General features: G+C 65.5%; 24 protein-coding genes. 10 read left to right on the top strand and 14 right to left on the bottom strand.

The features are described from left to right. Positions 1-41 precede the first annotated feature (41 nt). The 7 genes from ACE3QM_RS03610 to ACE3QM_RS03580 are packed head-to-tail and all read left to right on the top strand — an operon-like array spanning position 42 to position 8,814. Positions 42-863, top strand: a complete 822-nt coding sequence (locus tag ACE3QM_RS03610) for a 3-keto-5-aminohexanoate cleavage protein (RefSeq protein ID WP_374420307.1) — start codon at positions 42-44, stop codon at positions 861-863. A 12-nt stretch (positions 864-875) separates the two neighbouring features. After that, positions 876-1,544, top strand: coding sequence for an alpha/beta hydrolase (locus tag ACE3QM_RS03605; protein WP_048408827.1), 669 nt, complete (start codon positions 876-878; stop codon positions 1,542-1,544). Between the two features lie 12 nt (positions 1,545-1,556). Continuing rightward, complete coding sequence (gene pcaF / locus ACE3QM_RS03600) at positions 1,557-2,759, top strand: 3-oxoadipyl-CoA thiolase (RefSeq protein ID WP_374420305.1); 1,203 nt, start codon at positions 1,557-1,559, stop codon at positions 2,757-2,759. Between the two features lie 53 nt (positions 2,760-2,812). Next, complete coding sequence (locus ACE3QM_RS03595; RefSeq protein WP_374420303.1) at positions 2,813-4,024, top strand: aminotransferase class I/II-fold pyridoxal phosphate-dependent enzyme; 1,212 nt, start codon at positions 2,813-2,815, stop codon at positions 4,022-4,024. Next, positions 4,017-5,222, top strand: coding sequence for an MFS transporter (locus ACE3QM_RS03590; protein WP_374420300.1), 1,206 nt, complete (start codon positions 4,017-4,019; stop codon positions 5,220-5,222). The genes ACE3QM_RS03595 and ACE3QM_RS03590 overlap by 8 nt, the downstream gene beginning before the upstream one ends. A gap of 17 nt (positions 5,223-5,239) precedes the next feature. Continuing rightward, complete coding sequence (locus tag ACE3QM_RS03585) at positions 5,240-6,844, top strand: carboxyl transferase domain-containing protein (protein ID WP_374420298.1); 1,605 nt, start codon at positions 5,240-5,242, stop codon at positions 6,842-6,844. A gap of 5 nt (positions 6,845-6,849) precedes the next feature. Beyond that, positions 6,850-8,814, top strand: a complete 1,965-nt coding sequence (locus tag ACE3QM_RS03580) for a biotin carboxylase N-terminal domain-containing protein (RefSeq protein WP_374420295.1) — start codon at positions 6,850-6,852, stop codon at positions 8,812-8,814. 71 nt (positions 8,815-8,885) lie between these two features. Here the strand turns inward: ACE3QM_RS03580 and cyoE are convergent, their stop codons facing one another. The 14 genes from cyoE to ACE3QM_RS03510 all read right to left on the bottom strand — a co-directional run bounded on the left by cyoE (position 8,886) and on the right by ACE3QM_RS03510 (position 21,976). Then, positions 8,886-9,791, bottom strand: a complete 906-nt coding sequence (gene cyoE, locus ACE3QM_RS03575) for a heme o synthase (RefSeq protein WP_374420293.1) — start codon at positions 9,789-9,791, stop codon at positions 8,886-8,888. 20 nt (positions 9,792-9,811) lie between these two features. Continuing rightward, a complete protein-coding gene (gene cyoD / locus ACE3QM_RS03570; RefSeq protein ID WP_048415419.1) occupies positions 9,812-10,132 on the bottom strand; it encodes a cytochrome o ubiquinol oxidase subunit IV in 321 nt (106 codons plus the stop codon). Then, on the bottom strand, positions 10,129-10,743 hold the full coding sequence (cyoC, locus tag ACE3QM_RS03565) for a cytochrome o ubiquinol oxidase subunit III (RefSeq protein WP_231461805.1): 615 nt from the start codon (positions 10,741-10,743) through the stop codon (positions 10,129-10,131). Before cyoC ends, cyoD begins: the two co-directional genes overlap by 4 nt. Before the next feature lie 14 nt (positions 10,744-10,757). Beyond that, positions 10,758-12,800: a cytochrome o ubiquinol oxidase subunit I gene (cyoB, locus tag ACE3QM_RS03560; RefSeq protein WP_374420290.1), complete on the bottom strand. Its 2,043-nt coding sequence runs from the start codon at positions 12,798-12,800 to the stop codon at positions 10,758-10,760. Positions 12,801-12,807: 7 nt separating this feature from the next. After that, positions 12,808-13,740: a ubiquinol oxidase subunit II gene (cyoA, locus tag ACE3QM_RS03555; RefSeq protein WP_374420288.1), complete on the bottom strand. Its 933-nt coding sequence runs from the start codon at positions 13,738-13,740 to the stop codon at positions 12,808-12,810. A gap of 776 nt (positions 13,741-14,516) precedes the next feature. Then, entirely contained in the window at positions 14,517-16,433 is a 1,917-nt protein-coding gene (locus ACE3QM_RS03550) for a transcription antiterminator (protein WP_374420286.1), read from the bottom strand. Between the two features lie 46 nt (positions 16,434-16,479). After that, positions 16,480-17,214 carry a KDGP aldolase family protein gene (locus ACE3QM_RS03545; protein WP_231461810.1) on the bottom strand — a complete coding sequence of 245 codons (735 nt, stop codon included), beginning with the start codon at positions 17,212-17,214 and terminating at the stop codon, positions 16,480-16,482. Next, on the bottom strand, positions 17,211-18,329 hold the full coding sequence (locus tag ACE3QM_RS03540) for a DgaE family pyridoxal phosphate-dependent ammonia lyase (RefSeq protein ID WP_374420283.1): 1,119 nt from the start codon (positions 18,327-18,329) through the stop codon (positions 17,211-17,213). Before ACE3QM_RS03540 ends, ACE3QM_RS03545 begins: the two co-directional genes overlap by 4 nt. Continuing rightward, complete coding sequence (locus tag ACE3QM_RS03535; RefSeq protein WP_374420282.1) at positions 18,313-19,446, bottom strand: amidohydrolase/deacetylase family metallohydrolase; 1,134 nt, start codon at positions 19,444-19,446, stop codon at positions 18,313-18,315. The genes ACE3QM_RS03540 and ACE3QM_RS03535 overlap by 17 nt, the downstream gene beginning before the upstream one ends. Before the next feature lie 10 nt (positions 19,447-19,456). Then, the gene (locus ACE3QM_RS03530) at positions 19,457-20,110 is read right to left on the bottom strand and encodes a DUF4310 family protein (RefSeq protein WP_048408840.1); all 654 of its coding nucleotides are present in this window, start codon (positions 20,108-20,110) and stop codon (positions 19,457-19,459) included. A gap of 17 nt (positions 20,111-20,127) precedes the next feature. Then, the gene (locus ACE3QM_RS03525; protein ID WP_231461818.1) at positions 20,128-20,904 is read right to left on the bottom strand and encodes a DUF4311 domain-containing protein; all 777 of its coding nucleotides are present in this window, start codon (positions 20,902-20,904) and stop codon (positions 20,128-20,130) included. Positions 20,905-20,939: 35 nt separating this feature from the next. Beyond that, positions 20,940-21,242: a DUF4312 family protein gene (locus tag ACE3QM_RS03520; RefSeq protein ID WP_231461820.1), complete on the bottom strand. Its 303-nt coding sequence runs from the start codon at positions 21,240-21,242 to the stop codon at positions 20,940-20,942. Between the two features lie 3 nt (positions 21,243-21,245). Continuing rightward, complete coding sequence (locus ACE3QM_RS03515) at positions 21,246-21,608, bottom strand: SFCGS family glycine-rich protein (protein ID WP_107800435.1); 363 nt, start codon at positions 21,606-21,608, stop codon at positions 21,246-21,248. A gap of 35 nt (positions 21,609-21,643) precedes the next feature. After that, complete coding sequence (locus ACE3QM_RS03510) at positions 21,644-21,976, bottom strand: glycine dehydrogenase (RefSeq protein ID WP_374420279.1); 333 nt, start codon at positions 21,974-21,976, stop codon at positions 21,644-21,646. A gap of 210 nt (positions 21,977-22,186) precedes the next feature. Here ACE3QM_RS03510 and rstA point away from each other — a divergent pair, with 210 nt between their 5' ends. From rstA to ACE3QM_RS03495, 3 genes are all read left to right on the top strand, one after another. Beyond that, positions 22,187-22,903 carry a two-component system response regulator RstA gene (gene rstA, locus ACE3QM_RS03505; RefSeq protein WP_231461822.1) on the top strand — a complete coding sequence of 239 codons (717 nt, stop codon included), beginning with the start codon at positions 22,187-22,189 and terminating at the stop codon, positions 22,901-22,903. A 6-nt stretch (positions 22,904-22,909) separates the two neighbouring features. Then, positions 22,910-24,181 carry a two-component system sensor histidine kinase RstB gene (rstB, locus tag ACE3QM_RS03500; protein WP_231461823.1) on the top strand — a complete coding sequence of 424 codons (1,272 nt, stop codon included), beginning with the start codon at positions 22,910-22,912 and terminating at the stop codon, positions 24,179-24,181. A gap of 147 nt (positions 24,182-24,328) precedes the next feature. Then, a partial coding sequence (locus ACE3QM_RS03495; RefSeq protein WP_374420276.1) for a hypothetical protein occupies positions 24,329-24,512 on the top strand: 184 nt, incomplete at its 3' end.

The following is a 24,512-nucleotide window of genomic DNA, read 5'->3' as shown; positions in this document are numbered from 1 at the left end:
CCTTCTCGCTTCCCCATCCCTGTTTAGAGAGCTTTCCCACCATGCAAAAACTCATCATCACCGCCGCGGTCAACGGCGGTATCACCAGCCGGCAGAAACATCCGGGCGTGCCGTTTTCGCCGGAAGAAATCGCCCAGGCCGCCTATGAATGCTGGAACGCCGGTGCTTCGGTGGTCCACATCCACGCCCGCAACCCGGACGGCACGCCCAGCTACGACGCGGACATCTACGGCGATATCGTCCGCCGCATCCGCGAGCGCTGCGACATCCTGATCAATCTGAGCACCTCCGGCCTCAATCTGCCGCCACAGCTGGAGAAGAAGGAAGCCTGGAACCATCTGCCCTTCCGTCCGGACATCGCCTCCTTCAACTGCGGCTCAGTCAACCACGGCAGCAAGCCCTTCATCAACCCGCCGGAGCTGGCTCGCGCGCTGGCGCTGGACATCCGCGAATACCGCGCCAAGCCGGAGATCGAGGTCTATCACCAGGGCATCATCGGCGAGGCGTTGAAACTGCAGGAAGACGGCTATCTGAGCGGCCCGCTGTGCTTCAGCTTCGCCATGGGCATACAGGGCGGCGCGGCCGCCACCTGCAAAAACCTGCTGCATTTCGTCGAAAGCATTCCGCAGGACAGCGTGTGGTCGGCGCTGGGCATAGGCAAACACCAGCTGGCGATCAATCTGCACACCCTGCTGCTGGGCGGCCATGTGCGCACCGGCCTGGAAGACAACGTCTATTACCGCTACGGCGAACTGGCCCGAGACAACGCCCAATTGGTGGAGCGCCTGGCGCGCCTGGCCGGCGAAGTCGGCCGCGAGATCGCCTCCCCCGCCGAAGCCAAGCAAATTCTGGGCATCCACTAAAGGACACACTACATGAGCACAATCGATCCCAATCCACATAAAGAACACGGCCTGGAAATCTACGGCGCGCCGCTGAACCAGGCCAAACTCGCCGTGGTGCTGCTGCACGGCCGCCGCCAGAGCGCCCAGGACGCCTACAAGAACGGCGAGGCCATCGGCCTGGCCGACGTCGCCTACATCCTGCCCATCGCCAAGGACCGCACTTGGTATCCGCACAGCTTCATGGCGCCGCTAGAGAGCAATCAGCCCGCGCTGGACCAGGCGCTGGACTGCGTAGAGGCCACCATCGAGGAACTGCGCGGCTACGGCTTCGCCGACAGCCGGATCGTGCTGATGGGCTTCTCTCAGGGCGCTTGCCTGGCCGCCGAGTTCATTTATCGCCGCCCACGCCCGATAGGCGGGCTGATCGCCTTCTCCGGCGGCCTGTTCGGCCCCGACGAGGCCGCCTGGGGCGCCCCGTCCGCGGCGCTGGACTTCCCGGCCTTCTTCGGCACCAGCGACAGCGACAGCTGGATGCCGCTGGAGCGCATCGAACGCAGCGCCGAGGCCTTCCGCCGCGCCGGCGCCGAGGTGGATTTCCGCGTTTACCCGGACATGCCCCACCACGTTTGCGCCGACGAGATCGACGCCGCGCGCGATCTGCTGTCCGCGCTGTTGCAACCGCAAACCAGCTTGAGCTGAGAGGAGACCGCGATGACCGACGCTTTCATCTGCGACGCCGTACGCACCCCCATCGGCCGCTTCGGCGGCGCCTTGTCCGGCGTGCGCGCCGACGATCTGGCCGCGGCGCCGCTGCGCGCGTTGCTGGAGCGCAATCCGGGCCTGGACCCGACGGCGATAGACGAAGTCATCCTGGGCTGCGCCAACCAGGCCGGCGAGGACAACCGCAACGTGGCCCGCATGAGCCTGCTGCTGGCCGGCTATCCGGAGAGCGTCCCGGGCCTGACCGTGAACCGCCTGTGCGCGTCCGGCCTGGACGCGGTGGCGCTGGCGGCGCGCGCCGTCAAGTCCGGCGAGGCCGAGCTGCTGATCGCCGGCGGCGTGGAATCCATGTCGCGCGCGCCCTTCGTGATGCCGAAATCGGACAAAGCCTTCGGCCGCGACATGCGGATCTACGACACCACCATAGGCTGGCGCTTCGTCAATCCGGCGATGGAGAAACAATACGGCGTGGACACCATGCCGGCCACGGCGGAGAACGTGGCGCGCGAATTCGGCATCAGCCGCCAGGATCAGGACGCCTTCGCGCTGCGCAGCCAGCAGCGTTATTTCGCCGCGCTGGAAACCGGCCTCTTCGCCGAGGAGATCATCCCGGTGACGATCCCGCACCGCAAGCAGGACCCGCTGATCGTCAGCCGCGACGAACACCCGCGCCAGACCTCTCTGGAGGAACTGGCCAAGCTCAAGGCGCTGTTCGGCCCGGAGTCCAGCATCACCGCCGGCAACGCCTCCGGCGTCAACGACGGCGCGGCGGCGATGATCATCGCCTCGGCCGCGGCGGCGCAACGCCACGGCCTGCGTCCGCGCGCGCGGGTGCTGGCCTCGGCCAGCTCCGGCATCGCGCCGCGCATCATGGGCGCGGGCCCGATCGAGGCCAGCCGCAAGGCGCTGCGCCAGGCCGGCCTCGGCATCGAGGACATCGACGTCATCGAACTGAACGAGGCCTTCGCCGCCCAGGCGCTGGCGGTCACCCGCGCGCTGGGCCTGCCCGACGATTGCGAACGGGTGAACCCCAAGGGCGGCGCCATCGCGCTCGGCCACCCGCTGGGCATGAGCGGCAGCCGGCTGGCGCTGACCGCCGCCGCGCAATTGCAGGCCGGCGGCAAGCGCTACGCGCTGTGCACCATGTGCGTGGGCGTGGGACAGGGCCTGGCGCTGATTCTGGAACGGGTATAGGCCGGACGAGGCGGCCTTGACGGCCGCCGTCAAACCATACGAGGGGGGGAAACATGCATCAACACGCCAATATCAAAAAAGCCATCCAGTTGAGCAACAGCTTCTGGAACATCACCACCCAGGCCGGCATGGCCAATATCGTCACCCGCAACCTGGGCGACGGCCGTCACGAGGCGGTGGCCAACGGCAAGCGCTTCGTCAATATGTCGTCCTATTCCTATCTGGGCCTGGACTCGCACCCGGACATCCTGCAGGCGGCGGCGGACGCGGTATTGAACACCGGCTCGCTGAACACCTCGATTTCGCGCATCCGGGTGCAGTTCGACATCCTGCAGCAGGCGGAGGACGCGCTGGCGGAGCTGGTGGACGCGGAAACGCTGACCGTGCCGTCCTGCGCCGCCGCCGCCGCGGCCACCCTGCCCCTGCTGGCCTCCGGCGCGCTGACCGAGGACGTGCCGCCCTTGATGGTGTTCGACAAGAACGCCCACTTCTGCCTGAACATGATGAAGCCGATCTGCGCCGACGAGGCCGAGATCCAGACCATACGCCACAACGATCTGAACGCGCTGGAAGACCTGTGCAAGACCCATGCGCGCGTGGCCTATGTCGCCGACGGGGTCTACAGCACCGGCGGCATGGCGCCGGTGCCGGAGCTGCTGGCGCTGCAGGACAAATACGGCTTGTTCCTGTTCTTCGACGAAGCCCATGGCCTGTCCACGCTGGGCCGCCACGGCCGCGGCCTGGTGCTGGAAACCATGGGCGGCATCAATGAGCGCACCTTGATCGTCACCTCGCTGAACAAGGGCTTCGGCGCGTCCGGCGGCGCCATCTTCCTGGGCCCGCGCCACGACGCGGAGCGCCGCAAGCTGGCCACCCGCTTCGGCGGGCCGGTGACCTGGTCGCAACGCATCAACACCGCCGGCCTGGGCGCCATCATCCAGTCGGCGGCCATTCACCGCTCCGAGGAGCTGCCGCGTCTGCAACAACGGCTGCAGGACAATATCCGCCTATTCGACCAGCACGTGGCCTCGGACAATAGCGGCGAGCCGCTGCCCATCCGCTTCGTCTCCATCGGCTCGGAGGAAAACACCATCTTCTACGCCAAGAGCTTGCTGGAAGACGGTTTCTACACCTCGCCCATCTTCTTCCCGGTGATCGCCAAGGGCCGCGCCGGCCTGCGCATCATGATCCGCGCCAATATGACGACGCAGGAGATAGAACGCTTCGCCGCCTGCCTCAATCAGCTGCGAGCCGCTCATGAATGAGAAAACCCTGGCCGCGCCGCAAGCGGCGCTGCCGGCCGGCCGGCTGATGGCGCTGGCCTGCCTGATCGTGTTCATGGCGCAGATGGCCACCACCGTGTATCTGCCCTCGCTGCCGGCGGTGATGCGGGAGCTGGCGATGAGCCAGAGCCTGGTGGAGATGTCGATTTCCGGCTATGTGGTGGGCGCGGCCTTGCCGGTGCTGTTCTGGGGCTCGGCGGCCGACCGCTGGGGCCGGCGCGGACCGCTGCTGATTTCGCTGGCGCTGTTCGTGGTCTGCAGCCTGCTGCTCGCCTTCGTGTCCAGTGCCGCCGAGCTGCTGACGCTGCGCGTGGCGCAAGGCATCGCCGGTGGCGGCGCGGCCATCATCGCCCGCATCATCGTGCGCGACCACTGGCGCGGCGACGACTTGGCGCGCAAATTGTCCGTGCTCTCCATCGCCTTCATCACCGCGCTGGGCGGCGGCCAGTTCATCGGCGGCCTGATCGGCAAATACAGCCACTGGGAAGCCGGCTTCGCCTTGATGGCGGCCACCGGCGTCGCGGCGGCGCTGCTGAGCATGGGCCTGCCGCTGCAAGCAGGCCGCCCGGCCGCGGCGGCCTCCGGCCCCAGTCCATATTGGAGCATTCTGCGCCGCCCCGGCTTTCTGTGGCCGGCCTGTGCCGGCGGTCTGGGCTTCGCCACCACGGTGACCTTGCAAGAAGTCAGCCCCTTCGTGTTTCAGGAGCACTTCGGCCTGCCGGTGGCCGGCTTCGGCAATGTCGGCCTGTTGATCGGCCTGTCCTATTTCAGCGGCGCCATGGTGGTGAACCGCCTGGTGGCCCGCGTGGGCGGGCTGCGCCTGATGCGCGCCGGCGCGGCGCTGCTGGCCGCGGCCACGCTGGCCATGCTGCTGGGCTGGCACTTGGGCCTGCTGGAGCGTCTGCCCGGCCTGTGGCTGTTCATCGGCCTGTACTGCCTGACCATTTTCGGCCAGGCGGTGCTGTTCCCCAACAGCATGGCCACCGCCGTCAGCGACGCCAAGGAACACGGCGCGCACGCGATGGCGCTGTGCGGCTTCCTGCAGCAGGGCTTGGCCGGCATCGCCGCCACCGTTTCGGTGCTGCTGCATCATGACGGCGCCTGGACGCTGGCGGTGGCCGCCCTGGGCATGTTGACCCTGTCGCAAGTGCTGTTCAAGGTGCGCGCGCGCGCCGCCTGAATCAAGGAAGCTCATTCATGTCCCGTATCGAATCCCGCGTTCCGGCCTCCGGCGAGACGTTTGAACGCAATGCCGAAGCCTACCGTCAGTTGCGCGAGCGCATCGCCGCCGCCCAAGACGCCGCGCTGCAAGGCGGCGGCCCGGAGGCGCGCGCCAAACAGGCGGCCAAGGGCAAGTTGTCCCCGCGCGAGCGCTTGTCGCTGCTGCTGGACCCCGGCACGCCCTTTCTGGAGATCGGCCAGCTGGCCGCCCACGACGTTTACGACCATGCGGTGCCCTGCGCCGGCATCGTCACCGGCATCGGCATCGTCGCCGGCCACGCGGTGGCGGTGTTCGCCAACGACGCCTCGGTCAAGGGCGGCACTTATTACCCGCTGACGCTGCGCAAGCATCTGCGCACCCAGCAGATCGCCCGAGAGCAAGGCCTGCCCTGCCTCTATCTGGTGGATTCAGGCGGAGTCTACCTGCCCTTGCAGGAAGACATCTTCCCGGACGAGCAGCACTTCGGCCGCATCTTCCGCAATATCGCCGAGATGTCGGCGCTGGGCCTGCCACAGATCTCGGCGGTGCTCGGCTCTTGCACCGCCGGCGGCGCCTACATCCCGGCGATGAGTGACGAAACCATCATCGTGCGCGGCAACGGTTCCATCTTCCTGGGCGGCCCGCAACTGGTGCGCGCCGCCACCGGAGTGATCGTGGACGCGGAAACCCTGGGCGGCGCCGATGTGCACGCCCGCGACAGCGGGGTGGCGGACCACTACGCACTCAGCGACGAACACGCGCTGCGGCTGATGCGGGACATCGTCGCGCGCCGCGGCCGCGGCCGGCAGTACGCGCCGCCGCAAGCGCCGCAACCTCCGCGTTACGATCCGGCGGAACTGGCCGGCATCGTCAGCGCCAACCCGCGCGAACATATACCCGCGCGGGAAATCCTGGCTCGCTTGCTGGACGACTCTGCCTTCGCCGAATACCGCGCCCGTTTCGGCACCACCATTTTGTGCGGCACCGGCCACATCGGCGGCTATCCGGTGGGCGTGCTGATCAACGACGGCGTGTTGTTCTCGGAAAGCGCGCAAAAAGCGGCAAACTTCATCGAACTCTGCGCTCAACGCGGTATTCCGCTACTGTTCCTACACAATATCAACGGCTTCATGGTGGGCGCGGAATACGAGGCCGGCGGCATCGCCAAGCACGGGGCCAAGATGGTCAACGCCGCCTCCTGCGCCCGCGTGCCCAAGTTCAGCATCCTGATCGGCGGCAGCTACGGCGCCGGCAATCTGGCCATGTGCGGCCGCGCCATCGGCCCGCAGTTGATGGCGATGTGGCCCAACGCCAAGACCACGGTGGTGGGCGGCGAACAGGCGGCGACGGTGCTGGCGCTGATCCGCGCCGAGCAATTGGAAAAACAGGGCAAGGCCTGGACGCCAGAAGAAGAGGAAAACTTCAAGCGGCCGATTCGCGACGCCTACGAGCGCCAGGGCCAGGCGCTGTACGTGGCGGCCCGCATGTGGGTAGACGCCATCGTCGACCCGGCCCAGACCCGAGAATGGCTGGCGCTCAGCCTGGCGCTGGCCGCCGCCGCCCCGGTCCAAGACACCCGCTTCGGCGTATTCAGGATGTAAACACCATGTTCAAACGAATTTTGATCGCCAACCGCGGCGAGATAGCGCGCCGCATCGCCCGCAGCTGCCAACGGCTCGGCATCGAGCATGTCGCCGTCTACTCCACGGCCGACGCCGGCGCCGCGCACCTGGACGGCGCGGCGGAGCGGCGCTGGATAGGCGAGGCCCCGGCCAGCGCCAGCTATCTGAACGGCGAGGCCATCATCGCCGCGGCGCTGGACAGCGGCTGCGAGGCCATCCATCCCGGTTACGGCTTCCTGTCGGAAAACGCCGACTTCGCCCGCGCGGTGACCGCCGCCGGCCTGGTCTTCATCGGCCCCGACGCCGACACCATCGCCCAGATGGGCGACAAGGCGCGCGCGCGTCAATTGATGGCGGCGGCGGGCGTGCCGGTGACGCCGGGCTCGGCGGAAGCCACTGAATCCTACGGCCTGATCCTGGAGAGCTGCGCCGAGATCGGCTATCCGGTCATTCTCAAGCCGGTGGCCGGCGGCGGCGGCAAGGGCATGCAAGTGGTGTGGGAAGAAGCCGCGCTGCGCGAGGCGGTGGACGCCGCGGTGCGCGTCGGCCGCTCCAGCTTCGGCGACGGCCGGCTGCTGGTGGAGCGCTATATCGCGCGGCCGCGCCACCTGGAAGTGCAAGTGTTCGGCGACCGTCACGGCAATGTGGCGCATCTGTTCGAACGCGAATGCTCCTTGCAGCGCCGCCATCAGAAAATCATCGAGGAGGCGCCGGCCTGCGCGATGCCGGCAGCCACCCGCGCCGCGCTGCTGGACACCGCGGTGCGCGGCGCGGCGGCCATCGGCTACCAAAACGCCGGCACTTTTGAATTCATCCTGGCGCCGGATGGCCAATTCTATTTCCTGGAGGTGAACACCCGCTTGCAGGTGGAACACCCGGTCACCGAGGCCGTCACCGGCCTGGACTTGGTGGAATGGCAGCTGCGCGTCGCCGCCGGCGAAGCCCTGCCGCTGCGCCAAGAGGAGATCCGCGCCGACGGCCACGCCATCGAATGCCGGGTCTATGCCGAAGACCCGCTGCGCGAGTTCGCGCCCATGCCGGGCAAGGCGCTGCTGGCGCGCTGGCCGCAAGGCTGCCGCGTGGACGCGGCCTTCGACGGCGACGGTGGCGAGGTGCCGGCTTTCTACGACCCGATGCTGGCCAAGCTGATCGCCCACGGCGGCAGCCGCGCCGCGGCCTTGGACGCGCTGCAAGCCGCCGCGCGCGACACCGCGCTGCCGGGCCTGAGCACCAATCTGGGCTTCATCGAGCGGCTGCTGCGCGAACCGCGGGTGCGGGCCGGCCAACTGGACACCCATCTGGTCGACCAGCTCGCCGCCGCGCCGGAAGCCGCGCCGCAGGCCGAGGCCGTCGCCTGCGCCGCCGCCATCGATCTGGTCCTGGCCTGCGTCGAATCGTCCTCGCCCTGGCAGGGCGGCGTCGGCCCGCACGACCGCGCCGCGCTGGACCCGGACGCTCCCTTGGGCCGGCTGAGCTATCGCGCCGGCGCCTCGCGCTGGCAGGCGCGCTTGCTGGAACGCTCAGGCCCCCAGGTCCGCGCGGCGGTGGCGGAACGGAGCCTGCGAGTGGAACTGCGCCGCGACGGCGAGCTATGGCGCGGCGAGGTGGACGGACGGCAATGGAGCGCCCTGCCCTGCGGCGATGACATGGAATTGACCGTGGGCGGCCATCGCCTGCGCTTGCAGGCGGAGCAGCCGGAAGCCGCCGAGGCGGACGCCGACGCCGGCCAGCGGGTGGCCTCGCCGATGCCGGGCACGGTGGTGGCGCTGCCGGTGGCGGTCAATCAGCGGGTGGAGGCCAATCAGGTGCTGGCCATCGTCGAGGCGATGAAGATGGAAAACCGCATCTACGCGCCGCGCGCCGGCGTCGTCAGCGCGCTGCATTGCCAAGTGGGCGACATCGTCGCCGCCGACCAAGTGCTGGCCAGCATCGCGGCCGACGAGGCTTGATCGGCTTCTAGCCACTCCGCCATGAAAAAAGCGCGGGCCACGGCCCGCGCTTTGTGTTGGCTTGCTGGCATTCAGGACTGAGCCGGCACGCTAAGCCAGGCCAGCTGCTGCCGCTCCGGCTGCCGGAAGTCCACCGCCATCATCACCGACAGCGCGGTGATGGTGATGATGGAGAAGAAGAACAGCTGACGCGCCCAGACGCGGTCATCGGTGCTGCTCTTGTAGCCGGCCAAAGCCATCTTCAGCCACCACAGGCTAGTGGCTCCGGCCACCGCCAGATAGCCGTAGCCGGCGTAGCCGCCGAAGGCCAACATCGCGGTGGCGGCGCCGAAGGCCAGGATGTAGAGCACGATCTGGCGCTTGGCGCTGGAAATGCCCTTGACCACCGGCAACACCGGAATCCCCGCCGCTTGGTAATCCTGCAGGCGGAAGATGGCGATGGCGTAGGAATGCGGCATCTGCCACAGACAGAACATCAGCAGCAGGATGGCCGCGCCGGCGTCGAAACGCCCCGTCACCGCGCAGTAGCCGGCCACCGGCGGTACCGCGCCGGACAAGCTGCCCACCAAGGTGCCGTACACCGAATGGCGCTTCATATAGAGGCTGTACACCCCCACATAGATGACGAAGCCGAACAACACGCAGCCGAAGGCCAGCGGATTGGTCCAGCGCCACAGCGCGTAGAAGCCGGCCAGGCCGAGCAGCAGGCCATGGGCCATCGCCGCCCGCGCGCTCATCGCGCCGGTGACCAGCACCCGCTTGCGGGTGCGGGCCATCTTGGCGTCGATGTCCCGGTCTATGCAGTTGTTGATCGCGCAGCCGGACGCCACCACCAGCGAGAGGCCGGCCAGGGTGGCCAGCAGCAAGCTCCAGTCAACCCGGCCCTGGGCCGCCAGCAGGAAACCGCCGACGGCCGAGATCAGGTTGCCGAAGATGATGCCCGGCTTGGTCACCTGCAGATAACGCTTGAATTTCAAGACGGTCTCTCAGCTCCGCCTCAGCGCATCATCAGCGCGTCGGCGGTGTAGATGATCCAGATCGACAGCCCGACCAGCAGCACGATGACCATGCCGGTGAACAGGAAGGACATGGTGTTGAGCTTGCCCTCCTTGCTGAAGTCCAGATGCAGGAAATACTTCAGATGCACCACGATCTGCACCACCGCCAGCGCGAAGATGCCGATCGCCGTCGCCTGCGGCGTGAAGGCGCCGCCCATCACCATCCAGAACGGAATGGCGGTGAGCACCACCGACAGCAGGAAGCCGATCAGATAGCTTTTCACGCTGCCGTGCGCGGCGTGTTGATGTGCCTGGCTCATCCCATGGCTCCTTTCAGGTAGACGACGGTGAACACGCAGATCCACACGATGTCGAGGAAGTGCCAGAACAGCGACAGGCAGTTCAGACGTGTCATCGCGCGACCGGTCAGACCGGTCTTGGCCACTTCCACCATCATCACCGCCATCCAGATCAGGCCGGCGGTCACGTGCAGGCCGTGCAGGCCCACCAGGCCGAAGAAGGCCGACAGGAAGGCGCTGACCTGCGGGCCATGGCCCTCGGCGATCAGGTGATGGAACTCATTGATTTCCAGCCCGATGAAGGCGGCACCGAACAGGAAGGTCATGCCCAGCCAGCCCAGCACCGCGGATTTATTGCCCTTCTGACCGGCGATCATCGCGAAGCCGTAGGTGATGGAGGACAGCAGCAGCGCCGCGGTCTCCACCAGCACGTATTGCAGATCGAAGATCTCCTTGCCGGACACGCCTTCCGCCACATTGCGGAACAGCACGGCATAAGCCGCGAACGCGCTGGCGAACAGGATGCAGTCGGTCATCAGGTAGAACCAGAAGCCCAGTACGGTTTGCGAACCGCTGTCGTGGTGCTCGTGGTCGTCGTGCGCTGCGTGCGCGTCTTTTACATAAGTCGTCATGTCGGATTCAGCCCTTACGCGGTGGTCGTCGGACGCGCGGCTTTTTGCGGCTGGGCCGGCTCACGCTCGGAGTAGTTGTCCACATCGATGCCCAGTTTTTCGAAACGCTCGCGCTCGATGGCTTCCACTTCCTCCGGCTGCACGTAGTAGTCCAGGTCGTTGTCGTAAGCGCGCGCCAGCATGCAGCCGATGATGCCCACCAGGCCGACGATGGCCAGCCACCAGATATGCCAGATCAGAGCGAAGCCCAGCACCGTGGTGAAGCCGCCGATATAGAGACCCACCGCGGTGTTGCGCGGCATGTGGATGGGTTCGTAGGACTTGGGCACCGCGTAGGCCACGCCCTTTTCCTTCATGTCGGTGAAGGCGTCGATGTCATGCACCACCGGCAGCTTGGCGAAGTTGTAGAACGGCGCCGGCGACGAGGTGGACCATTCCAGGGTATGGCCGTTCCACGGGTCGCCGCTGACGTCGGCCAACTGCTTGCGGTCGCGGATGCTGACCACGATCTGCAGCAACTGGCAGGCGATGCCGCAGGCGATCAACAGCGCGCCGAACAGCGCCAGGTACAGCCATGGCTCCCATTCCGGATTGGTGGTGTAGTTCAGGCGGCGGGTCATGCCGAGGAAGCCCAGCACGTACAGCGGCATGAAGGCGAACATGAAGCCGATCTGCCAGAACCAGAACGAGGCCTTGCCCAGTTTCGGGTTCAGCTTGAAGCCGAACACTTTCGGGAACCAGAAGGTGAAGCCGGCCAGGTAGCCGAACACCGCGCCGCCGATGATGGTGTTGTGGAAGTGGGCGATCAGGAACAGGCTGTTATGCAGCACGAAGTCCGCGCCCGGCACCGCCATCAGCACGCCGGTCATGCCGCCGATGGAGAAGGTGACCATGAAGCCCAGCGTCCACAGGATGGGGGGTTCAAAGCGCAGGCGGCCGCGGTAGATGGTGAACAGCCAGTTGAACAGCTTCACCCCGGTCGGGATCGAAATGATCATGGTGGCGATGCCGAAGAAGGCATTGACGCTGGCGCCGGAGCCCATGGTGAAGAAGTGGTGCAGCCACACCATGAAGCCCAGAATGGAGATCGCGCCGCTGGCGTAGATCATGGACTTGTGGCCGAACAGGCGCTTGCCGGTGAAGGTGGACACCACTTCGGAGAAAATGCCGAAGGCGGGCAGCACCAGCACATAGACCTCGGGATGGCCCCAGGCCCAGAACAGGTTCAGATACATCATCGCGTTGCCGCCGGCTTCCGCGGTGAAGAAATGGAAGTCCAGGTAGCGGTCCAGGCTCAGCATGGCCAGCGCGCCGGTCAGGATGGGGAAGGAGGTGGCGATCAGCACATTGGCCCAGGTGCAGGTCCAGGTGAAGATGGGCATTTCCATCAGCTTCATGCCGGGGGCGCGCATCTTGATCACGGTGACCAGGAAGTTGATCGCCGTCAGCGTCGTTCCTATCCCTGATATCTGCAAGGCCCAGGTGTAGTAATCCACCCCCACGTCCGGACTGAAGGCCAGCCCGGCCAGCGGCGGATAAGCCACCCAGCCGGTGCGGGCGAAGTTGCCCACGCCCAGCGACAGGTTGACCAGGATCACCGCGGCCACCAGCAGCCAGAAACTCAGCGAGTTCAGGAAGGGGAAGGCCACGTCGCGCGCGCCGATCTGCAGCGGCACCACGATGTTCATCAGGCCGGTCATGAACGGCATCGCCATGAAGATGATCATGATCACGCCGTGGGCGGTGAAGATCTGGTCGTAGTGCTCAGGCGGGAAGATGCCATGCGCGCCGCCGGTGGCCATCGCCAGTTGCGCGCGCATCATCAGCGCGTCGGCGAAGCCGCGCAGCAGCATGATCATGGCGACGATGATGTACATCACGCCTATCTTCTTGTGGTCGACCGAAGTCAGCCACTCGGTCCACAGATAACCCCATTTGCCCATCTTGGTGATCAGGGCCACCAGCATCAGCCCGATCAGGCCGGCGCCACCCAACGCGCCCATGATGATGGGCTCGTGGAAGGGGATGGCGTCCAGCGTCAGTTTGCCTAACAGCATGTCTTGATTACTCCTTCACCGTCAGCGGCTCGCACAGGCTTTTCGCCAGCGCGGCCAGTTTGACGTCGGCCTCGGTAGCGGCCAACGAGGTGCGGCCGCTCATGTATTTGTGCAGCACGCCCTGGAACAGATAGGGGGTGACGGCGCTGTAATAGGCCACCGGATTCTTCTCGCTCGGCAGCACCAGGCCGCGGTAGCCGTTCACGTCCAGCGCCTTGCCGGAAGCCTTGACCTTGGCGACCCAGGCCTCGAACTCGGCCAGCGTCTTGGTGGCGACGGCATTGAACTTCATGCCGGAGAAGCCTGCGCCGCTGTAATTGGCGGAGAAACCCTTGTACACGCCCGGCTCGTGCGCCAGCAGGTGCAATTGGGTTTGCATGCCGGCCATCGCGTAGATCTGACCGCCCAGTTGCGGGATGAAGAAGGAATTCATCGCCGCGTCGGAAGTGATCTTGAAATTCACCGGCACATTGCTGGGGAAGGCCAGTTCATTGACGGTGGCGATCTGCTGCTCCGGGTAGATGAACAACCATTTCCAGTTCAGCGCCACCACCTGCACCTCGATCGGCTTCTGCTCCGAATCCAGCGGGCGGTACGGATCCAGCTTGTGGGTGGTCTGCCAGGTCAGCACGGCGAGGAAGGCGATGATGATGCAGGGGATCAGCCAGACCACCAGCTCGATCTTGGTCGAGTGCGACCATTTCGGCTCGTAGGCGGCGTCCTTGTTGCTGGCGCGGTATTTCCAGGCGAAGAACAGGGTCATCACGATCACCGGGATGACCACCAGCAGCATCAGCGCGGTTGCCGTGATGATCAGGGACTTCTGCTCCGCCGCCACCGGGCCCTTGGGATCAAGGATTCCGCCTTGACACCCGGCGAGCAGCAGCGCCGAAGCTACAGCAAGTCCCCGCCACAGGCGTGAGGGTCTTTGGTTTCTCATCATTAACGACTTTACGGGTTGAACATTCTTGTTATCGCGCCCGGGCGCGAGCGCTTGCGCGCCATTCGCCCCGGCAACAGCAATCCAGGTCCGGTGCATGACCGGACGGCAACGGCAAATCCTTGCAAGGTCGACGACCACGCAAAATTACATTGTCATAACAAAAGGCAATGCGGAAATCGCAGCGCGAGCTGATCAAAATCGAAAGTTCGGCATGATCAATCGACAGGGACGACGCGAGTCGTCCCGAGTGGATGGCGCGACAGCGGAGCGGCCACAAGGGCGGCGCCAATGCCGGCATCGCAACGCTGACAGGCCGGTGAACCCTCGGGCGGCGATGCGGGTTCCGGCGGGCGCGAAAGGCCTGAAACAGCGCATGTGTCGTGCGGGAGATCCCGGTTCAGAAAGCCAGGCGGGCCTATTAAAAAACAGTTCGCCACCAAGTTTCAAGGGCAAGTTTGATCTGGATCAGACCCGAAATCCAGACAAATGCTAAGCGAATTGTCTTGGATCAAGGACAGAAAGTTCCCCGAAGCGCAGCCCCATCTTGTTCTAGAACGAACGCATGAAGTAAATACTCGAACCTATGCACAGTTTCAATCTGTTACAAAAAAACCGGAACTCGCGCTCTTGCGGTGCACAAAAACAACGCGATTCAACACAAACCACAACAAATCAATCAAGCAATTCCTATAGCTCACCGCGAAGCGCGGCGACGAAGACCTCACCATGCCGCGGGATAACCGGGAAAGAAGCGGCGAGCGCCGGAACGACTCTCAGTCGCCGCCCAGACACAGCAGCGCGTTGCGCAGGAATTGCTCGAAATCCCGACTCTCCGCCAGCCGCGCCGCGGCGCGCTGGCGCATGAAGGACACGAACAGATCGTAGATCGCCATCGCCTCCTCGTACTCGGTCTTGCTGATCGCCAGCAGGAAGATCACCCGCGCCGCGCCGCCCTCGCCCCAAGCGACGCCGTGCGGCGCGATGATGGTGCATACCGTGGTCTTGCGCGCCAGCAAGCCCAGCGAGTGCGGCAAGGCGATGCCGTCGCCCAGCATGGTGCTGAGAATGTCCTCGCGCTCGCGCACCGAGGGCAGGAAATCGGCATCGACATAGCCCTCCTCGCGCAGCTGTCCGCAAACGCGCTCGAACAAGGCCTGCTGGCTCAGCCCCGGTTCCGCCACCCAGAAATGCTGGGCGGAAAAGTAGCGCTCCAGCATATAGGGCCGGGTACGATCCACCGCCACCAGCCGCGCCAGTTGCTCCAGCTGGTAATCCGACGGAAACGGCGACAACAGCGCCACCGGCTTGCGCTTGTCCTCCAGCCGCACCGTGGACACCACGAAGTCGGCGGCCACATGCTCCAGCGCCTCGTATTCCTGACAGGACAAGGCGGCGCACACCTCAAGCTGCGGAAAACGGCGTTGCAACACCGCCTCCAGCGTACGCAGCGTGGCGTTGCCGCCGTCGCACACCAGCAGCGCCTGCGGCCGGCGCAGATAACCGATCTGGTAATGACGCTCCAGCCCCACGCCGATATGCAGCACCAGGTAGCCGATCTCGTTTTCCGAGATCCGGTACGGCGAGTGCTTGGCCCAGCTCGACACCGCCGCCAGCGTGAAGTCGTAGGCCAGCGCGTAATGCTGCTTGATGTCGGCCAGCACTGGATTGGGCAGATTGATCTGGTAGCGCACCCGGGTGATCATGGTTTTGACGTGGGTGACCAGATCGTCGCGCAATTGCCTATCCTCGCGCAGATCGTAGCGGTAATGGCGGTTGATGTAGTCAAGGATGTAGCGGACCAGCGCGTCGGCGTCGTCGGCGTTGATCGCGCTGGGCAGCAAGCCGCCCAAGCTGCGCGCGGCGATATTGACGCAGAGAAAGGCTTGCTCGGCGGCGGCGATCTCCACCCCGCTCATGCGCCGCAGCAGGCCGGCGATGTGGCGCGCGGCCTGCTCCGCCGCCGGCGGCGTTTCCTCGCCGCAGAAATCCTGCAGGGGAAAACCGTCGACGATGCGCTTGGCCGCCACCGCGCAATAAAAGCTCAGGAACTGGGCGCCGTCGTCGCTGAGGCGGACGCCGGCGCGGCTCAGACAGCCGGGCAAGCTGGCGCGCACCGTCGCCAGCGCGTCGCTCAGCACCGGATCGCCGTTTAACAGCGGATGGTCCGCCCGCTCCGCCGCCAGCTGCGCCAACAGATCGCTGAGGCAGACGCGGATGGAGGATTCCGCGCCCAGCAGCTTCATGCCGTAATGCGGCTTGGCCTCTATGCTCAAGCCATAGCCGGCCAGGCGCTCGCGCACCTCGGCCATATCGGCCTGCAAGGTGGCTCGGCTGACGCACCAGGCATCGGCCAGGTCCTGCAATTTCAAGGCGTAGGCGGAACCGAGAAACTGCGCCAGCAGGTATTGCACCCGCTCCCCGGCCTGCCGCGGAATGGCACGGCCGGAGCCGGACTGCGACCGCACGCGCTGGAAGCGTTCCGGGTCCTCGGTCTGCAGCCGGTAGCCCTCGCCGCGCTTGAGCACGAAGCGCGCGCCGTGCTCGGCCAGTATGGCGTTGAGCGCCTCGATGTCGTTGCGCACGGTGCGGGTGGATACCGCCAGCCGGCGCGCCAGTTCCTCCTGCGGCAGCGCTTCCGCCTGCAGCGCGGCAAAGGCCTGGGCCAGCCGCTGATAGGGGAATTTGACCATGAGCCTCCTTCTTAAACCCATCCGCGCCCGGCCTCCCCGGACGCGTCTACAACAAGGCTTTCACCATCGACAACAACCGCTCCACGTCGCCGGGCCGGGTTTCGCCGCTCGCGTCGATGATGGAGCTGTACACATGCGGAATCACCTTGGGCACGCCGGCGTCCAGCGCCAGGCGGACAATCTCGCTGAAATTCTCCAGCGTGATGCCGCCGGTGGGTTCCAGCCAGAAATCATGGCGCGCGCAGGCCTCCGCCACCGCTAGGTATTCCTCGCGGCAATCCAGCCCGCCCATCGGGAAGTACTTGATCGAACTGCCGCCCATGTCCTTGAGCATGGCGATGGCGGTCTCCACCGGCGCGGCGCAGACCGGCGCGCCGGCACTGAGCGGGCCGGTGGACACCTTGACCAGGCCCGGAATGCCGCTGGGCGAAACCAGGCCGTTGACCACGGTCCGCGCCTGGCCCAACTGCGCGCGGCTGGCGCCGACGCCGGTGAACACCTGGTTGACGTGCTGCGGCTGCACCTGGCCGACAATGGCGCTGACCATGTCGGACTGGCGCGGATCGCCGGCGCCCAGCCCCACCGACAAGGCGTTGTCTATCAAGGCCGCGTACTCGCGCATGTCCGCCACCGCGCTGTCCACGTCGGCGTAGTTCTTCGACAGCACCCCCACCAGCACATGGCCTTCCGCCGCCTGATGAATCTGACGGGCATTGTGCTTGCTTCCAGCCAGTACATTCAAGCACACGCGGTCTTGATAAAAATGGGGTTCCAGTTTCATGCTTGTTCTCCCGTCAGCAAGCGGCGGATGCGCGAGCCGATCTGTTCCAGCTGAGCGGCGTCCACGCTGCGCGCGTCCACCTCCAGCTTGCCCTCGTTGGCCCGGTATTCCCGGAAATAAATGGCGACCTCGCCCTGTTTCAGCGCGGCGGCCACGCCCACCGCGCTGACGCCGGTGACGCTGGCGTCGAAAGCGATCTCGGCGCGGGCGATGTCGCGGCCGGCGGCGTCCCAGACCAGGCGCGCGCTGACGCCGGCCAACTGGTTCAGCCCGGCGATGAAGGGCCGCAGCCGCTCCGCCATCGCCGCCCCGCTTTCCTTGTCCTGCTTCAGATAGCGTTCTATCGCGCACGTCAGGCCCAGAATGCCCTCCTTGCCCACCTTCATCGCCCGGCCTATACCCTGGCTTTGCAGCTTGACCCATTCCACATACTGGCGGCGGCCCAGCACCAGGCCGCTGGTCGGCCCCTCTATCGCCTTGGCCCCGCTGTAGATCACCAGATCGGCCCCTTGCTGGAAATAGAGGCGCAAGTCTTCCTCCGCCGCCGCGTCGACGATCAGCGGCACCTTCCGGCGGCGCGCCACCTCGGCGGCCTCGGCCACGCCGAGCACGCTTTTCTGCAAGGCGTGGTGGGACTTGATATACAAAATAGCCGCCGTGCCGGGGCCGACCGCCGCTTCCAATTGCGCGGCCGAGCATTCATTGCCCCAGCCGGCTTCCACCACCTGGCCGCCGCCCAGCGCCACCATGGTGCCGACCGGCGCGCCGAAATTGACGTTATGCCCCTTGGGCAGCACGATCTCGCGCGGTCCGGCCACTGGCTGCGCATGCAGGTTCACCAGCAGGCGCGGATCGTCGCGGACGATGACGGCGGCCACGGACTGGGCGATGCCGGCGGCGGCGCAGGACACTACCGTCGCGGCCTCCACTTGCAGCAGCCGAGCGATATAGTCGCCGGTCTTGTCGACCAGATCCTTCATCTCGAAATACCGTTCCAGGCCCTGCACCATCGCCGCCCTCACCTCCGGCGCCGGCGTGGACACACCGAGCAGGGTCATGCGGCCGGAAGCGTTGATCACCGGCTTAAGCTGGTACTGCTCATAAATTGAAGACATGACAAGCCTTTCCGTGTTCGGTGGGCAGCAAGACGCCGCCCGCCACCGCCGCCAGCGGCGTCAGGTGCCGCACGCCGGTCAGCGTGTCGCCGTCGCTGTCGCTCTGCGGCCGCGGCGCAGTTTCAATGTCGAAAATGGTGAGATCGGCGTCCGCGCCCACTTCCAGCCGGCCTTTGCCGCCCAGTCCCAGCGCCTCGGCCGGCTTCCGGGTCACGCAGTCCAGCACCCTCTCCAGCGGCATGCCTAGGCTCAGGAACTTGGACATCACCGCCGCCAGGCCGAATACCGGCCCGGCCACGCGGTTGCGGCAATAGATGTCCGAGCTGATGGTGTCCGGGTACAGGCCCAGCGCCATCGCCTCGCGCGCCACGCGGAAGCTGAAACTGGCGCTGCCATGACCGACGTCCAGCAGCACGCCGCGCTCGATCGCGGCCCGCACCGAGGCGCGCAGCGCGCCGGCGGCGTCCAGGATGCGGTTGGGCTTGCCATTGAAGCAGTGGGTAACGATGTCGCCCGGCTCCAGCCATTCGGCGATCTCGTCCAGCGACGGCGGGGTGTTGCCGATGTGCACCATCAAGGGCAGCGGCCCGAAGCGCCGCTGTATCTCCTTGGCCCGCGCCAGCGGCGCGACGCCGTTGGCGCCGACCACGCTGCCGCTGAGCCGCGCCTTGATGCCGATGATGAAATCGCGATGCGCGCGGATGGCCGCGCCGGCCAGCGCCACGTCGACGTCGTCCAGATTGGCCAATTCATGCTGAGTGACAAGGCCGATGCGCGAAATGTTCAGCAAGGCGCGCACATCGGTGCGGCAGCCGCCGGCCAGTTCTCGGAAGGAGGCAATGTCGTCGGCGCCGACACTGCCGGCGTCCACCACCGTGGTGACACCGCCGGCCACGCCCACCTGGTCCGGCTCGTCGTAATAAATCGGCGAGGCCGGGTTGCAATGCACATGGCCGTCTATCCAACCGGCGCTGAGCCGCCAGCGCCCGTCCAGCCGCAGCGTGCGCCGGGCCGGGCCATCCAGCCGCCCCAGCCCGGCGATCTTGCCGTGACGGATAGCGATGTCCAGCACCGAGCCGTCGGCCAGCAGGGCATTCTTGATCAGCAAGTCATCCATCGCCGCCCCCTCATGCAATCGCCACCGGAAACAGCGTGCCCAGCAGCATCGCACCCAGGATGGCGCCGCCGGTGATGGGCTTGCCCCATAGATAGAAGACCAGCGCGCCCAGCAGCGAACCGACGCCGATGGGAATCGACGCCGCCATCGCCGACAGGATGATCAGCGGACCGAGGAAACGGCCGGAGGAATTGCCCGCGCCCATCATCACGTCGGCGCCGTAAGTGGAATTGCCCTGGTTGATGGTGAATTTGCGCGCGAAAACGATCACCGCGCCGATCAGCAAGCCGATCACCATGCCGGTGGCCAGCGCCGCTCCGAAGTTCTCCACCGGGAACAAGATGCCGGCACCGAGGAACATCGCCGGAATGCCAAGGCCGACGCCGGTCATGATGGCGCCGCCGATGTCCAGAATGCCCACCAGCGAGCCCTCAATCACCCGGGCGAACAAAAAGCTGGCGCCAAAGGCGGCCACCGCTCCATAGACGCCGGTATCCATGCCGGCGCGCAGCATCGACACGAAGGCCACCTCGTTGAAGGCGCCGATGCCGTAGACGTAATACATATGCGTGCCGGCGAACACGCCGGCGGACAACAGCCCCACCAGCAAGGGAAAAGACCAGTCCGCCAGCCAGAAGCCGCCGGCTTGTGCTTGTTCAGTCATCATTCTCTCCTTCAGCCTCAAGCGCCGCGCACGGCGGCGTGCAGCAGTTCCAGCCAGGACGGGGCGTTCAAGTGGAAGCTGCTCAGCAGCTTCAGATCAAAGCCGCGGAAGAAGGCGCTGAGCGCGAACAGCGCCACGATGGCCGCCATCATCAGCTTGGTCACCTTGTTCCAGCCGCCCTCGTCCACGCCCTTGCCGATCAGAATGCCCAGCACCAGGCCCGGCACCGCATTGCCCATGATCAGTTGGGCCAGGCCGCCGAACACCGTGCCCCACAGACCGGAACGCCGGCCGGCCTCAATCGCCGCCAGCCAGAAAATCACCGGCATCACGGTGTTGACCAAGAGATTGGCCGCGGGCACCAAGACCTTGACCGCGGTGATTTGCAGCGAAGCCGGCACCGCCGAAGCGGTGGTGTTCAGGAAGGCCACCAGCAGCATGCCTATCACCCCGCACACCAGCGCCATCTTGCGCGGGTTGTGCAGGGTCTCCGCCACATTGCGGTTGCGCGCCAGCAACGCAGCGGCGCCCCAATGCGGAATCACGCGATGGTCGATGTCCTGGGTGAAAGCGCCGGCGGCCACCGACGAGGCCCAGGCGTTGAAGAAGAAGCCCAGGCCGAAGGAAAAATGCGAGGCTGGATCGCCTTCGCAGGAATTGAGCTCGCCCAGGGTGCGGAACGCGCCCATGCCCTGGGAAGTCGGCGCGTGGAACATGCGGGCCGCGCCGGCGCCCACCGCGACGCCGACCAGGCCGCCTATCAACAGCGACTTGAGAAGAATGATCAGAAGCATGGCTTCCTCCTCGGTATGAAACGACAGCCGATGCGCTAAACCTGGCGCACCGAGAACGGCACGGCCTCGATATCCAGCGCGGTCACGCTGACCTCCACCTCCAGCGTGACGGCGTAGCTGAGCCTGTCCCGCGGCAGGAAAAAGAATAGAAAGCGCTCGCGGCGGCGGACTTCCTCCGCCGCGACCACGGTCACGCGCATGGGCTCGATGCGCAGCAGCACCTGCTTAGCGGTCGCCATCACCGCGCGCTGCACGCCGGACAAGGCGTCGGCGCAAGCCTGCGCCTTGCTGTCGCCGCGGCCGCTGACCGTCACGCTGGATTCGAAACGCCTTTGCATCGCTCAGCCGCCGTATTTCTTCTGATAGGCCGCCACCAGCCGCTGCCCCAGTTCTTCCTTGTCCATGAAGCCGAAACCGAGCACGGTGTAGCCCTCCTCGATCGCGGTCACGCCCTCTTCCACCGAGCGCATGCCGTACTTGGCCTTGTAGCCGTACTTGGTCTGCGCGGTGATGGCGCCTGCGCCGCCGCTGCCGCAGAAGGAAATGCCCAACTGCGCGCCCTCCGCCTGCATCACGTCGCCCAGCTTCATGTCCGCGGCCATGCCTGCGATCACCACCGCGCGCGCGCCGGCGGCCTCGGCGCCCGCGCCCACTTTCTGTCCCTTGCCCAGGCGGTCGCCAATCACTACGGTTATCTGCGTCATTGCGTTCTCCTCTTTCTCTCTCTACACAGCAGGCTTCAGGCCTTGTTCTTGGCCATTTCGAAGTGAATGGACAGCAAGAGCGCCTCTTCTTCCGGCAAATTGCCGAACAGGGCCACCACCGCGGCGGATAAACGCCGCGTGGTGTCGGAAATCTCGTCGAACAGGCTCTTGTCGAAATCCGGCAGCCCCTCGCCGGTCAGCGAGCGGCGCGCCATCGCCAGCACGTGCGAATCCAGCTTCTGTTGCTGAACCTCGGTCAGAAACTTGCCGGCCGCGTCCAGCAAGGCGGGAATCCGGGCCAGCACCTGGTCCGCCAGCAGGCGGATCGCGGCCGGGGTGGCCGCGGCCGGACTAACTTGATCGTTCATGAAGATTTCCTTTGCAAAACGGTTGGCGATGTCCGGAAACTGTAATCAAGGAACACGCAACTGTGGACCGGCGGATTTTCCGCTTCGAAACGGAAAACGCCTGCGCGCGGCGCGCCGGCCAGACCTTCCTGACCCTGCTTGCAGTTGAAGCGCGCGGCGGCTCGGGCGATACTTCGCGGATTGACTCTGAAACTGGATGGATGCCAAGGCATGACTCACCGCATCGTGTTTGTAGAAGACGACGCCGACCTGGCCGAATTGATCAGCGATTTTTTGTCCCGCCATGAAATGGAAGTGGTGGTGGAGGCGCGCGGCGATGCCGCGCTGGACACCATCGCCCGCGAAGCGCCGGACCTGGTGCTGCTGGACATCATGCTGCCCGGCAAGGACGGTCTGTCCATCTGCCGCGAGCTCCGTCCCAAATTCGACGGCCCCATCATCATGCTGACCTCGCTGGACAGCGATATGAACCAGATCCTGGGCCTGGAACTGGGCGCCAACGACTACATCCTCAAAACCACGCCGCCATCAGTGCTGGTGGCGCGACTGCGCGCCCAGTTGCGCAATCTGCGCCCGACCACCGCTACCGAGGCGCCAGCCGCCAAATCCGGCACCCGCAAAGCGGTGTTCGGCCAACTGACGATAGACCCGATCAGCCGCGACGTGACGCTGGCCAATGAGAAGATTCCGCTGTCCACCTCGGACTTCGATCTGCTGTGGCTGCTGGCCAGCCACGCCGGCGAAACCCTGAACCGCGACATCCTGCTCAAGGAAATGCGCGGCGTCAGCTATGATGGGCTGGACCGCAGCATAGACGTGGCGATTTCGCGACTGCGCAAGAAACTGGGCGACAACCCCAGCGAACCGTTCCGCATCAAGACGGTGCGCAACCGCGGTTATCTGTTCTCCCTGTCCGGCTGGGAGTAAGCGCGCATGCGCCGATTGTTCATCCAGTTCTACCTGCTATTGATGACCTGTTTCCTGGTGGCGGTGGTCTTGGTGGGCGCGGTCTACAAACAGGCGGTGGACGACGTGGGCGAGCGCTATCTGTCCGACCTGCTGCGCACCACGCTATCGCTGATCGAGGCCGATCTGCGCGGCGTGCCGGAAGACCGCTGGAGCGAAACGCTGGCCAACTCCGACCACGGCTTCACCTTCCGCGTCAAAGTGGAGAAGATGAGCAGCTATCTGCTGGACGACGAATCCAAGCAGGCGCTGGACCGCGGCGAGATCGTGATGCTGGAAGACAAATACGTGTTCCTGCAAAAACTGGAGGACAGCAACTATCTCTTGGTGGCCGGCCCGCTGCGCTATCTGTTCTTCCTGCACCAGCTCAAGTGGTTCGACTACGCGCTGCTGGGCTTCATCGGCCTGTCGCTGGCGATACCGGTATTCCTGTGGATGCGTCCGCACTGGCGCGACCTGGTGGCGCTGGAACAAACCGCCGGCAAACTGGCCAACGGCAATCTGTCCGCCCGCGTCGACCTGCCGCCGCGCTCCGGCGTCAGCCAGTTGGGCGTCGCCTTCAACCACATGGCCGACAATATCGCCGCGCTGATCAATAGCAAGAAAACGCTGACCAATGCCGTGGCCCATGAGCTGCGCACGCCGCTGGCGCGGCTGCGCTACCGGATGGCGCTGCTGGAGGGCGACGACAGCAGCCCGGAACGGCTGGCGATAGAACGCGATCTGTCCGCCATCGACAAACTGGTGGAAGAACTGCTGCTGCACGCGCGGCTGGACCGCCCGGAGGCGCCGTTGCAACTGAGCAGCTTCGACGCCATTCCCTGGGCCAAGGACCGCATCGCCGGACAAGCGGCGCTGGCGCAGGATCTGCAATGGCTGGAACCGGCCGGCGCCAGCCTGGCCATCACCGCCGACGAACATCTGCTGACCCGGGTGCTGGACAACTTCCTATCCAATGCCCGCCGCCACGCCAAGCAGCTGGTGCAAACCAGCATCATCGTCGAGCAGCGCCACTGCATCATCATGGTGGACGACGACGGCCCCGGCATTCCCGAGCAGGACCGCGGCCGGGTGTTCGACGCCTTTGTGCGGCTGGACGAAAGCCGCGGCCGCAAGACCGGCGGCCATGGACTGGGCCTGGCCATCGTCGCCGGCATCGCCCGCGCCCACCGCGGCGAAGTCAAAGTGGAAAGCTCGCCGCTGGGCGGCGCTCGCTTCCTGTTCCGCTGGCCGATCTGAAACCCGTCATCACCGCTCATGTACATTCCGTAACATTGGGATACACAGAGAGCATAGACTCAGCCCCTTGTCATGGTTAGCATTTCGGCCTGAAAAGGACTATGTGTCCACTTTCATACCAATCCAAGAAACTTAGGAGTTTCATAAATGAAAAAGCTGGCTCTGCTTGCTCTGACCGCTGCTTTCAGCCTGGTGTCCGTTAACGGCTTCGCCGCTGAAAAAGCTGCTGCTTCCGCCCCGGTTGCTATCCACAAGGCTAAAAAAGCCGAGAAAAAAGTAGCTAAGAAAGAAGCTTCCGCTCAAAAAGCTCAAGCCGCCAAGGCCGACGCTT

It is taken from the genome of Chromobacterium sp., assembly GCF_041912965.1.
Taxonomy (GTDB): domain Bacteria; phylum Pseudomonadota; class Gammaproteobacteria; order Burkholderiales; family Chromobacteriaceae; genus Chromobacterium; species Chromobacterium aquaticum.
This window is presented reverse-complemented; position numbering and strand designations above follow the sequence as displayed.